The following is a 12,441-nucleotide window of genomic DNA, read 5'->3' on the forward strand; positions in this document are numbered from 1 at the left end:
ATGGATGGGTTCACGGCGTGTCTGGGGAGGCACTCTCCTACCCGCGTAGACTCCAAAGCCCGCAGGCTGGAGCAAGATTAGAGCAGGGGCACCTCCCGAACCATGGCATAACTGTCACATCCCGTTGGCACACCGGTCACTTCGGGCCACTGCCCAATCCTGCCTCTGGTTGATATGATTGCAGCCCATCACACACAACAACCAAAACAGGATCACCATGCTCAGCTTTTTGCCTGCCCCCGTCATCGGAGTGATAAGTGCCATCCTGCTGGGCATCAACACCCTGTTCTGGTGCCTCCTGCTCTACATCCCGGCCGTTCTGAAACTGATTGTTCCCCACAAAGGCTTCCGGGTACTGTGCACCAAAGTCATCATCTGGATTGCCGAAGCCTGGGTGGCCTGCAACACCGGTTGGATGAAACTCACCCAGGGCACCCGCTGGAACATCAAAGGCGCCGAAAACCTCAAGCGGGAAAGCTGGTACCTGGTACTCAGCAACCATCAAAGCTGGGTCGACATCTTCGCCATGCAGCGGGTGTTCAACCACCGCGCGCCGTTCCTCAAATTCTTCCTCAAGCAGCAATTGATCTGGGTCCCCGTCATCGGTTTGGCATGGTGGGGCCTGGATTTCCCGTTCATGAAACGCTACACCCGGGAATACCTCATCAAGCACCCCGAAAAGCGCGGCGAAGACCTCAAGGCCACCCGGATCGCCTGCGAAAAATTCCGCTACACCCCGGTCAGCGTGATGAACTTCGTGGAAGGTACGCGCTTCACACAAGCCAAGCATGACAAGCAGAAATCACCCTACACCCGCCTGCTCACCCCCAAGGCCGGCGGCGTGGCCTTTGTGCTGGACGCCATGGGCGACTCCATCGAGACCTTAGTGGACGTGACCATAGCCTATCCCGGCGGCGCACCGACCTTCTGGGATTTTATGTGTGGTCGGGTACGGGAAGTAAAGATGGAAATCCAGACCGTCACCATTCCCGAACAGCTCAAAGGGCGAGACTACTCAGCGGACGCCGAGCATCGCCGGAACGTGAAGGACTGGCTGGCGGATCAGTGGCGGGCGAAGGACGCGCGGCTGGAGCAGATGCTGGGTCAATAAACCTCAGGCCCTGCTTCAGGGCTTGGGGTCCGCGCTTTCGTCCTCCACTTCATCGGGGTGTTCCTGCTTGTAACGCTCCCATTCTTCCCAGTCGTGGGGCGTGCCGGCGTGGGGCCGGCGCAGGTGTTTGGCATGCTCCATGGCGTTATGGCGCAGGCTGTGGTCCCGGTCTTCGTCGTCTTCGTCGAAGCCGTATTTTTTGAGAAACTCATCGGGGCTGATAGGCATGGAGATTCACCTCCGTCGGTTCTATGAACTCCTACAGACTAAGATGCGCCCCGACCTCCGGTTTTTCAAGCCTCGGTGCTTTCTGTATCCGGGCTTTCGCCAGCGGGTGTTTCGTCCGCATTGACCAGGTTGAAGTTGATCTGCTTGCGCTCCTCGTCAACCTCCGCGAAGGTTACGGTGACCGCCTGCTCGAGCTGGAAGATACGACCGTTCTTGTTGTGGGTCAGGCGTAGGGTGACCGGGTCAAAACCGTATTTTCCCTCCAGCGTGCGGCAGCTGACAAAGCCTTCCAGGCCGTTGGCGTCCAGTCGTACAAAGAACCCGGCCGGTACGGTACGGCTGATGACGCCGGTCATCGGGTCTGACCCCAGCATTTTGGCGAAATCACACTTCAGCCAACTCTCCAGGCTGTTTGCGGCCTGGCGGGCACGTATCTGGGTGGTCTGCAATTGCGCCAGTTGGTCGGTTGTCATCTCGCCCATGGGTTCCTGCCACAACGCGGCCTTGATCAGCCGGTGCACATAGAAATCACTGAATTTGCGCAGAGGCGAGGTGAAGGTGGTATAAGCCGCCAGCCCCATGCCCTGATGAGGTGCAGCTTCAAAAGCCAGCTCCGCCCGCGACAGTTGGCGGGAAATAATCGCCTTGACCGGCACCTCGGCGTCCAGGCGCTCGGTGCGCTTCATCAGTTCGCGGAAACCCTCGGCGGAGGTGGCATCTACCGAAGACAGGTCCGCAGCGTAGCCTTCGAGCAGCGCGCGAATGTTATCGGCGCGGTCGTCACGCAGGCCGGGATGCTGAATAAACAGGCCTTTGGGTTGCTGGCGGAGGAAATCCGCGGCACAGCGGTTGGCCGCTACCATGCACTCCTCGACAAGCCGGTGTGCTTCGTTCTGAACCGACGGTTCAATCAGCCGAACCCGCTTGTTCTCGTCCAGTCGAAGGCGAAATTCGGGGCGGTCGGCGCTAAGCAGCGCGTGCTCGCCGCGCCATTTACGCAAGGCCGTTGCGGCCTGATGGAGCTGGTCGAGACTGTTGGACACGGTGTCCGGCAGCGCCTTGATGCCGTCGTCTTCGCGACCTTCAATGAGGTTGGACACCAGTTCATAGCTGAGCTTCCCCTTGGACTGAATCGTCGCCTTGTGGAAGCTGTATTCGCCAAGGCTGCCGTCGTTGTTGACCTGCAGGTCACATACCAGCACCAGGCGTTTTACCTCTGGCATCAGTGAACACAGGCGGGTGCTGAGGCTGTCTGGCAGCATCGGCCGTGGCTCACCCGGAAAATAAATGGCGGTGGCCCGGCGATAGGCTTCAGATTCCGCCGCGCTGGCGGGCTTGATCACCGCCGTGGGGTCGGCAATAGCGATGGACAGCTTCCAGCCGGTGGCGTTGGGCTCGGCCAGCAGGGCATCGTCCATGTCCTGGGTGCCAGGGCTGTCGATAGTGACGTAGGGAAGTGCCGTGCGGTCTTCCCGGTCAGCTGAATTGGCCTCAATATCCGCTTCGCTGAGTGTTTCCGCCTGCTGCCGGACCGCGTCCGGCCAGGCGTCTTGCAGATCGAAGGTCGCCAGTGTGAGGGCCCGCTCAATCCCCGTGTCCCCCGGCTTGCCGAGGACTTTCAGGATGGTCGCCTGGCCCTTGCCGTCCTTGATCGGGTGTTTGAGGATGCGGCAATAGATGAAATCATCCTGCTCGGCGTTCATGCGCTCTTTCGGTGGAATGAAAATCCAGCGATTGATGCCCGGGGTTTCCGGTACCACGAAATGCCCTTTGCCCTTGATCAGATAGCGCCCTACAAACGTGGACAGGCTGCTGTCCAGTAACTCATCCACCACGCCCTGGATTTTGCCCTTGTCGCCTTCCTGTTCGGTGACGTTAACGCGATCACCGGGCAGCACTTTCTGCATTTCCTCCGGTGGCAGGAACACGTCCCGACCCTCATCCAGAACGACGAAACCGAAACGTCCGTTGGTGGCTTTGACGGTGCCGGAGAGGACCACCTTGTTATCGTTGATGTCGGTTTTCAGCTGGCGCAACTGGCTGAGGGCGTCGGCATTGAGCATGAACAGAACCTGGCTGGGGAAGTTGTAAGTGTCAGGGGCGGAGTATACCGGTTATGGCGAGACACGTCAGACCCCTTACACAACTGCAATGCCGGCGGTGCGACAGCCAGTCTGCCGCCCCGGTCCGAAGGATCTGTTCAGTTGTGTTCGGCAAACACCCGGCTCTGGCCCTGCTGGTTGAACAGGATAACCTTGTAAGGGTCTTTGCGGTCGCCCACCTCCATACCGGGTGAGCCGGCGGGCATGCCGGGAACGCTCAGACCAGTGGCCTTGGGGGCCTCGGCCAGTAATCGTCTGATGTCATCCGCCGGTACGTGGCCCTCAATCACATAATCGCCAACGAATGCGGTGTGGCAGCTACCCAGGCCGGCGAGCAGTCCCGCGTCGGCCTTGATTTTGCCCAGGTCATTGGTGTCCGTCGCTGTGACATCAAAGCCATTGTCCTCCAGGTGATCGATCCAGTCGCTGCAGCACCCGCAGGTGGGAGACTTATACACGTGGATGCTGTTTGCGTCGTCAGCCAGCAAGGAGCTGCTTGCGAAGGCGCTGAACCCGAAAGCAAGGGTAAGGCCCAGAGCTTTTTTACGTAAAGACATGTTGGCTTCCTCAGTGGTGATGGTTGTGATCGTTGTTGGCTGCGCTGGTAGAGGACGGTGATAGCCAGAACCACCAGACCACGGCAGCCATCAACAACACCCCCCCGGCATTGACCAGTAGTGTTTCCATCAGTTCCGTCCCTCTTGCTGGTGGTCGCTGGGTTGGTGGCTCGACCGGAACAACCTCAGTCGGTTGGCATTGGTAACCACCGTCACCGAAGACAGCGACATGGCGGCCCCGGCGAGGATCGGGCTCATCAATAGGCCCCACACTGGATAGAGCAGGCCGGCGGCGATTGGGATGCCCAAAGTGTTGTAGACAAACGCGCCAAACAGGTTCTGGTGAATATTACGAACGGTGGCGCGGGAAATCTCAATGGCATCGGGCACGCCGTGCAGGGAACCACGCATCAGCGTAATTGCGGCGCTTTCGATGGCGACGTCGGTGCCCGTACCGATGGCAAAGCCAACATCAGCGGCCGCCAGCGCGGGGGCATCGTTAATGCCATCGCCGACCATGGCGACGGTGTAGCCCTGGCCGCGCATGGCGCTGACCACTTCGGCTTTGTCTTCGGGGAGCACTTCGGCGCGGTAGTCGTCGATGCCTGCTTTGATGGAAATGGCTTTGGCGGTGGCGTCGACATCACCGGTGACCATCATCACCTTGATGCCGGCATCGTGCAGGCGCTGGATGGCTGCCTGAGAATCCGGTTTGATGGCGTCAGCCACCCCGATGACGCCGAGTACGTCCTCGCCGAGGGCGAGGAACAACGGGGTGCCGGCTTCTTCGGTGATGGTCCGCGCTGTGTCAGTCAGTTTGTCCATCGACAGGCCTGCTTCTTCCAGCCAGCGGCGATTGCCCAGCCGCACGGGCTGACTGTCAAACTCCCCCTGAACGCCTTTGCCATTCAGCGCCTCGAAGCCGGTGATTGTCTCAGGTTGAACCTCGTCCTGCTCTGCTTTGCCAAGGATGGCTTCGGCCAGTGGGTGCTCCGAGTGCTGTTCCAGGCCGGCGGCCAACGCCAGCAAGCGTTTTCCGTCTCCACGGTTTGCATGAATCCGCGTCACTGCCGGGTGGCCTTCGGTAATGGTGCCGGTTTTGTCGAGGATCACCAGATCCACCTTGCCGGCGGTTTGCAGGGCATCACCCTGGCGGATCAATGCGCCGTATTCCGCCGCCTTGCCGACGCCCACCATTACCGACATGGGCGTAGCCAGACCCAGTGCGCAGGGGCAGGCAATGATCAGCACCGTGGTGGCGGCCACCATCATGTGCACTACGGCAGGCTCGGGGCCAACGTTGTACCACACCAGGGCGGCGACCACGGCAATCAGCATGACGCTGGGCACGAACACCGAGGAGATCCTGTCGGCCAGGCGGCCAATAGCGGGTTTCGAGCCCTGGGCTTTTTTCACCAGTTTGATGATCTGGGCCAGAGCCGTGTCGCTGCCCACCCGGGTTGCCTTGTAGAGGATTGAGCCGTGGGTGTTGAGTGTGCCGGCGGAAACCTCGTCGCCCTCGCCCTTGCTGACGGGCATGGGCTCTCCGGTGAGCATGCTTTCATCAATGCGGGTGCGGCCTTCGGTGATTTCGCCGTCAACGGGTAGTTTTTCCCCGGGCCGCACGCGAATGTGATCGCCCTTGCGCACCTCGTCCACCGGAATATCCTGCTCCTGGCCATCGCGGATGACCCGGGCGGTCTTTGCTCGCAGGTCCAGCAGGCGGCGCACGGCTTCGGAGGTCTTGCCCTTGGCCCGCAGTTCCAGTGCCTGGCCCAGGTTGATCAGGCCGATGATCATTGCAGAGGCTTCAAAATAGACGTGGCGCGCCATGTCCGGCAGGGCGTCAGGCATGCTGGCCACCACCATGGAGTAAAGCCAGGCGGTGCCGGTGCCCAGTGCAATCAGGGTGTCCATGTTGGCGTTGTGGTGGCGAAAAGCCTTCCACGCGCCGACATAAAAATGGCCGCCAGTGGCAATCATCACCCCCAGAGTGAGAATGCCCATGTTGATCCAGGTAACCTGATTGTCAGCGGTGACCATCATGGTACCAAAGCCCATGCCCCAGACCATCAGCGCCACGCCCAGGCTCAGGCTGATGCCCATTTTGACCAGTAGCGTCTGGTACTGCTTACGATCCTCCTGCTGGCGGCGTTCGTCGGCCTGGTCCTCGTCTTCAATAACGCGGGCACCGTAACCGGCACTCTCCACGGCTTTGACCAGGGCCTGCGGATCGGCGTTGCCGCTGGTGCTGGCGGTGTTGTCTGCCAGATTCATTTGGGCTGTGGTAACGCCCGGGACGGACGAGAGGGCCTTCTCAATGGAGCTCACACAGGACGCACAATTCGCCCCGGATACCGCGAGGTGAGTTTGCCCATCGTTGCCGTGCCTGCCAGCGCTTTGGGGTGACTGCTGCGGGGGCTGTTCGGTCTGGTTCATGGCGGTTTAGTCCCTCAATCCGGTGGATTCATCCCAGTGCTCAATGAGCCGGCAGATGGTGTGGCCGTCCGGGGTGCCGTCAGGCATGGTCTGCCAGGCTGACAGTGCCGATTTCATTCGGTCACGTAACTGATGGAGCTCGCGAATTTCCCGTTCCACCTCCGCGAGCCTGTTTTCAAACACGTCCCGAACCAGAGGGCAGGGGGAATGGTGATCATCGGCCTGCCTCAGAATGGACCTGATTTCCGGCAAAGAAAAGCCGAGCTGCCGCGCCTTACGGGCGAAACGCAGGCGGCGGAGGTCTTCGTTGCCGAACTGCTGATAGTTGTTGGCCGGGTTGCGGGCCGGGTTCAGCAACCCCTCCCGGGTATAGAAGCGAACGGTGTCGGGATTGACGCCCGCAGCTTTGGCAATATCAATCACTTTCATGACGCTATCCGTCTGCTGGTTTACAGTCAGTATAGCGTAAAACCTGTGAGTTGCTCACAGGTCAAGGGTTTTAGTCGGGTGTGGTCAGTGTTCTCTGGAGCGCAGGAATACGCCGCAGTTACGGCACTGATCCGGTGCCATCAATTTGGCCTGCCAGCCAATTTTGTGGCCACAGGCAGGGCAGGCGAGTCGCAGTTGCAGAGTGATGATGGGAGCGACAAGGGCCGCAAGCAAAAGTCCGAGTGGGCCCCAGCTGTCGCCACTGGACAGCCCGAGTTGGCTGCTGAAAATCAGTACGATGACCAGGGCGACGAAGGCAAACAGGAAATAGTGACGGTTCCACTGTTCCCAGCGCCGGATGGCCCGGTTCTGTTCCGGAGTCAGGTAGGTCGGTGTCATGGGGTGATTCCCTGCTGGCGATAGCCCGGATTCTGGCGATAAAGCTCTGGAATTACAATTCGGTGTCCACCGGTGTATCGGTCACCAAGGTGCCTTCTGACAGCGCTTTTTCAAGAATGGCTGCAGGCACGGGCCGGCTGATGAGGTAGCCCTGGGCGAAATCACAGCGATGATTTTTCAGGAAGACCATCTGTTCCATGGTTTCCACGCCTTCGGCGACCACCTGAATACCCAGGTTGTGGGCCAGGTTGATCACTGCCCGGGTAATCACTGCATCGTCATGGCGCTCGGTGACATCGGTGATGAAGGAACGGTCGATTTTCAACAGGTCGACAGGGAAGTCACGCAGGTAACCGAGGGAGGAATAGCCCACCCCGAAGTCATCGATGGCCAGATGCACCCCGAGTTTGTGCAGTTTCGAGAGCTGATCCAGGTTGTGCTCGATATTCTGAATGAATATCTCCTCGGTCAGTTCGACTTCCAGGCGTTTGGGCGGTACACCGTTCGACTCCAGCGACTCCCGGATATGGTCTGCCAGATGTACGTCATCCAGCTCCCGTCCGGACAGGTTGACTGCGATTCTCAGGTGTTCAAAGTCGGTACCCTGCCACTGCGCCAACTGACGGCAGGCGGCCATAACCACCCAGCGGCCGATTTCGGTGATGCGGCCGCTTTCCTCTGCGAGCGGGATAAATTCAACGGGCGGGAGCAGGCCGCGGCGTGGATGTTGCCAGCGGATCAACGCTTCCACGCTGTTGATCTCAGCGCTTTCAAGATCTACCTGAGGCTGGAAATACAGCACAAATTCATCGTTGGCCAGGGCATGGCTGAGGTCCTTGTCCAGCTCCAGGCGCAACACTTCCCGGTCCTGCATGCCTTCGGTGTAGAACTGGTAGGTATTGCGACCCTGCTCCTTGGCCCGGTACAAGGCCACATCGGCATTTCGCATCAGCGTGTCGGCGTCCAGGCCACTCTGGGGATAGACGGCAATGCCCATGGTGGCGGTCACAGTATGGGCGTCGCGCTGAACTTCGAACGGTTCCACAAAACACTGTTTGATCTGCCCCAGCAGGTTGATCACGTCGTCCAGGTCGTCCACGTGTTGCTGGCAGACCATGAACTCGTCGCCGCCGGAATAAGCCACCAGCACTTTTTCATTACTGAGGCGGTTGAGCCGTTCGGAGACTTTGATCAGCAATTCATCGCCAAACTGATGGCCAAGGGTGTCGTTCAGCATCTGGAACCGGTCCAGGTCCATCATCACCAGGGCGACCTGGCGCATCTGCCGGTCCGCGATGCTCAGGGTGTGGGCGAGGTCTTCCATGAAGAAGCGGCGATTGGCCAGCCCGGTCAGGGCGTCCGTGGATTCCAGTCGGGCCAGGTCCTGTTGCACCGCCTTGCGCTGGTCAATTTCGAGTTCCAGCTCCCGGCGGGTTTTCAGCAAGGCCCAGTTGCGCTTGAGGATGAGCTGGACCAGTAGCGTTGTCAGGCTGGTGAGGATGCCCATAAACAGCACGGAAATAAACGTTGCCCATGGCCAGACACTGCCCTGGGACTTTACCCACCAGGCGGAGGGTGTGAGGGTCAGCGCCCAGTTCAGGGTCGGCAGGTCGATCTGTACGGTGTGGGAATATTCCGGAGCTGCCTGGCCGGTGGTGTTGAGTTCATAGGCCTGATCACCAGGGTTATCAATGCGTATGTGAAAAGCATCGAGCACGCGGCTGGCTAGCAGGTGGCGGGCCAGGGTTTCCATCTGGAACACGCCGGCAATGAAGCCGTTGTTGCTGGCACCGGAATAAACCGGAACGTAGATGACCAGACCCTGGCCGCCCTGGCGCAGGTCAATAACGCCGGAAATGTCGATGGTGCCGTTGGCCCGGGCCTGTTCAAGCGCCTGACGGCGCTCCGGGGAGACGGCAACGTTGTAACCAATGGCGTCGTCGTTACCCGATACCGGCTCCAGCCAACGGATGACGAAGTCCCGGTCGATCCACTCAATGGCCTGGTAGACCCCGAAATCATCCAGATAGTTGCGGGCGTCCTGACTCCAGGTGGCTTCGGTCGTGTCAGGCTCGGCTTCCAGGCGCTGAGCCATGCGGCGAATGGCTTCCAGGTGGACCAGGAATTCGCGCTCAAGGTTAGCCGCCATGCCCTCGGCTTCGTTGGCCAGGCTGGCCCGGATGTGATCCCGGTCCTGATTATCGATGCCGTATTTCAGCCCGGACGCAATCGCCAGAAAAGCCAGAAATATCAGTACCGGAACAAGAGGGTGTAATAACCCTCTGACGACTTTGCTGGTCACTGTTGCAGGCTTCTCCACATTGGGCTCCGGTCCGATACGTTGACAACGTAACATATCGGCAGGTTTTGCTCGATTATGAGGGCTAAGTGTCTTTGCTGACTATCAATTGTTGTATGCGTTCTTGTAACGAAATACCAAAAGCGCCGTCAGGCCACGATCAGCGCAACCTCGCCGGACGAAGCGGCTAATCGGCGAGTTGGTGCATCACGGGATTCACCGAACGCCACATCAGGCGGGTAAACGGGTCACCGGCGGTACCCCAAGCCGGGGAATCTCCTGCTTCGGGCAGCGATCCATGACCACGGAAGCACCCGCGGCTTCTGCTTTCGCAGCGCCTTCCTCATTGATGACGCCGATCTGCATCCAGATCACCGGTACGCTGAGTCTGATGGCGGCGTCAATCACCGGGTCCGTGCGCTCAGGCGCGAGGAATAAATCGGCCATGTCGATCTTCAGGGGTACAGATGGCAGGTCGGGATACACGGTTTCGCCGAGCAGCGTCCGGCCAGTGAGTTTCGGGTTCACCGGCACCACCCGGTAACCACGGCTCTGCAGGTAGGCCATGACCTGATGACTGGCGCGGTGCGGTTTATCGCTGGCACCCACGAGGGCAATGGTGCGGACCGATTCGAGAATCTGTCGAATCCGGTCAGGGCTGTTTCGGGACATATCGTCAGTGGCTCTGCATTGCTACGGGTTCGGATCGGTGGGCTTCTAACGTTACCGACACCGACTCGGCGTAGCGTAACGCGTGGGGCTTGTCGATTTCCACCGATGCCCAGGTCACTGCCTGGTGTTCCATCACAATCGCCAGCACCTCATGGGTCAGCCGTTCCAGCAAGGCAAAGCGGTTGCCATCCACATGACGGAGGATCTGTTTGGTAATGGTGCGGTAGTTGAGGGCTGCGGCAATGTCGTTCTGACGGATGGCGTCGCCGGCATCGTAGGCCAGGCAGGCATTGATAACGACATCCTGCTGATTGTTGATTTCCTCGTCCTTTATGCCGATGTAGGCCCGGAGCAGAAGGTTCTTGATCCGCACGGTGGCCCGGTGGTCTCCACTAACCTGTGTCATGCCGACTCCTGAGGTCGCTTCAGCGGCTGATGAGGTTCAGGAACTCCGTTCGTGTTGCCTGGGACTTCCGGAACGCCCCCAGCATCATCGAGGTTTTCATGCGGGAGTTCTGCTTTTCCACACCCCGCATCATCATGCACATGTGCTGGGCTTCTATGACGACGGCCACCCCTTTGGCACCCGTTACGGACTCCACGGCCTCGGCAATTTGCCGGGTCAGGTTCTCCTGAATCTGCAGACGACGGGCATACATATCGACAATGCGAGCAAATTTCGAGAGCCCGAGTACCCGGCCCTGGGGCAGGTAGGCAATGTGGCACTTACCAATAAACGGCAGCATGTGGTGCTCACACATGCTGTACAGTTCGATATCCTGCACCACCACCATCTCATCCATCGCTGATTCAAACACAGCGCTGTTGACCAGGTCGCCCAGATCCTGGCGATACCCCTGGGTAAGAAACTGCATGGCTTTGGCCGCCCGCATCGGGGTGTCCTTGAGGCCCTCACGGGCGGTGTCCTCACCCAGGCCATTGATAATGTCGCGGTAGTGCTCCGCCAGGTTGTCGAGGGAGTTGCTCATAGGTCGATTCCGGTATTCTGTGTCTGGTTCAGGGCGAAAGCTTAAGGGAATTTGCTGGCTATCTCCACGGTTTACGGCTATGCGTCGGGAAAAGACCACCGGTGGCCGGGATGACGGCCACATATTTCGGCCACAGCTATGGCGGCCTATAAAGGATTGATCTAGAGTTTCAGACTGCAAACTCTTTCCAGGAACAGAGCATGGATCAGGTGAATGCCGGAAACACGGCGGCGTCCCGGGATAAATCGCAGGAAGGCACACTGGAGTGGTGGCAACAGGGTGGCAAGTGGTTCAGTTACGAGGGCCACGCCATATTCAGCCGCATGGCGGGGCAAGGTGCGCCCCTGGTGCTGTTGCACGGTTTTCCGACCGCAAGCTGGGACTGGAACCGGGTCTGGCCGATGTTGATCCAGCACCATAACGTGCTGGTACTCGACATGCTGGGCCTGGGGTTCTCTGACAAACCCGTCGGGTACGATTACAGCATTGAGGATCAGGCCGACCTGTTTGAAGGCTGGATAAACGGCCTGGGGCTTTCGAAAGTTCACCTGTTCGCCCATGACTACGGCTGTAGTGTGAGTCAGGAGCTCATGGCCAGGGAGCAAGAGGGCGTTCTGCCGTTTGAGATCGCCAGCGTGTGCTTCCTTAACGGGGCGCTGTTTCCCGAAGTGCACAACCCCCTGCTGATCCAGAAACTGTTGCGCAGTCCTTTTGGCGGGCTGGTCAGCCGGGGCATGACCCGGCGCACCTTTGAACGCAACTTTCGCCGGCTGCTGGGCCCGGTGAACCCGCCTGATCAGAAGGACCTGGATGACTTCTGGCATCTGCTGACCTACAACAATGGCCGGGGAGTGCTGCACCGCCTGATTCACTTTATGGAAGAGCGCCGTTGCCACCGCAACCGTTGGGTCGGCGCGCTGCAACAGGCAACGCAGCCCATGCGCCTGATTTCAGGCACGGCGGACCCGGTGTCCGGGGCGGCCATGGCGCGGCGCTACCGGGAACTGGTGCCCGATGCGGATGTGATCAGCCTGCGTAACGTTGGCCATTATCCGCACTTCGAAAGCCCCTGGGATGTCTTCACTGCCTATCGCGAATTCCGGAAGCGGACGTGATTAGCTGTGTCAGGCCATGTGAGCGCGGCGCACTGATGCTGGCCAGCAGTTCCTGAGCGACGGTAATGACGCAGATTCTGGTCGATCACCTAGGATGAGTA

The 12,441-nt window shown here is 59.5% G+C and carries 12 protein-coding genes; 2 read left to right on the forward strand and 10 right to left on the reverse strand.

The window, feature by feature from the left end:
- Window positions 1–217 precede the first annotated feature (217 nt).
- Entirely contained in the window at window positions 218–1,111 is an 894-nt protein-coding gene (locus tag WD429_RS02770; RefSeq protein ID WP_368420649.1) for an acyltransferase, read from the forward strand.
- A 15-nt stretch (window positions 1,112–1,126) separates the two neighbouring features.
- On the opposite strand, the gene WD429_RS02775 is transcribed toward WD429_RS02770, so the two are convergent.
- The 10 genes from WD429_RS02775 to folE form a co-directional block, all read right to left on the reverse strand.
- Window positions 1,127–1,339: a hypothetical protein gene (locus tag WD429_RS02775; protein WP_368420650.1), complete on the reverse strand. Its 213-nt coding sequence runs from the start codon at window positions 1,337–1,339 to the stop codon at window positions 1,127–1,129.
- Window positions 1,340–1,404: 65 nt separating this feature from the next.
- Window positions 1,405–3,402 (reverse strand): ribonuclease R family protein, encoded by a 1,998-nt coding sequence (locus tag WD429_RS02780; RefSeq protein WP_368420651.1) that lies wholly within the window; start codon window positions 3,400–3,402, stop codon window positions 1,405–1,407.
- A gap of 137 nt (window positions 3,403–3,539) precedes the next feature.
- The gene (locus WD429_RS02785; protein WP_368420652.1) at window positions 3,540–3,998 is read right to left on the reverse strand and encodes a DUF411 domain-containing protein; all 459 of its coding nucleotides are present in this window, start codon (window positions 3,996–3,998) and stop codon (window positions 3,540–3,542) included.
- A gap of 129 nt (window positions 3,999–4,127) precedes the next feature.
- Entirely contained in the window at window positions 4,128–6,437 is a 2,310-nt protein-coding gene (locus WD429_RS02790) for a heavy metal translocating P-type ATPase (protein WP_368420653.1), read from the reverse strand.
- A gap of 6 nt (window positions 6,438–6,443) precedes the next feature.
- Entirely contained in the window at window positions 6,444–6,866 is a 423-nt protein-coding gene (locus tag WD429_RS02795; protein WP_368420654.1) for a MerR family DNA-binding protein, read from the reverse strand.
- An 84-nt stretch (window positions 6,867–6,950) separates the two neighbouring features.
- Window positions 6,951–7,265: a hypothetical protein gene (locus WD429_RS02800; protein ID WP_368420655.1), complete on the reverse strand. Its 315-nt coding sequence runs from the start codon at window positions 7,263–7,265 to the stop codon at window positions 6,951–6,953.
- A gap of 52 nt (window positions 7,266–7,317) precedes the next feature.
- Complete coding sequence (locus tag WD429_RS02805; RefSeq protein WP_368420656.1) at window positions 7,318–9,585, reverse strand: putative bifunctional diguanylate cyclase/phosphodiesterase; 2,268 nt, start codon at window positions 9,583–9,585, stop codon at window positions 7,318–7,320.
- 210 nt (window positions 9,586–9,795) lie between these two features.
- On the reverse strand, window positions 9,796–10,236 hold the full coding sequence (locus tag WD429_RS02810; protein ID WP_368420657.1) for a CoA-binding protein: 441 nt from the start codon (window positions 10,234–10,236) through the stop codon (window positions 9,796–9,798).
- A 4-nt stretch (window positions 10,237–10,240) separates the two neighbouring features.
- Complete coding sequence (gene folX / locus WD429_RS02815) at window positions 10,241–10,642, reverse strand: dihydroneopterin triphosphate 2'-epimerase (protein ID WP_368420658.1); 402 nt, start codon at window positions 10,640–10,642, stop codon at window positions 10,241–10,243.
- Window positions 10,643–10,661: 19 nt separating this feature from the next.
- Entirely contained in the window at window positions 10,662–11,225 is a 564-nt protein-coding gene (gene folE / locus WD429_RS02820) for a GTP cyclohydrolase I FolE (RefSeq protein WP_368420659.1), read from the reverse strand.
- A 200-nt stretch (window positions 11,226–11,425) separates the two neighbouring features.
- On the opposite strand from folE, the gene WD429_RS02825 reads away from it, so the two are divergent.
- The gene (locus WD429_RS02825) at window positions 11,426–12,340 is read left to right on the forward strand and encodes an alpha/beta fold hydrolase (RefSeq protein ID WP_368420660.1); all 915 of its coding nucleotides are present in this window, start codon (window positions 11,426–11,428) and stop codon (window positions 12,338–12,340) included.
- Window positions 12,341–12,441: the final 101 nt, after the last annotated feature.

The organism is Marinobacter sp., assembly GCF_040904845.1.
GTDB lineage: Bacteria > Pseudomonadota > Gammaproteobacteria > Pseudomonadales > Oleiphilaceae > Marinobacter.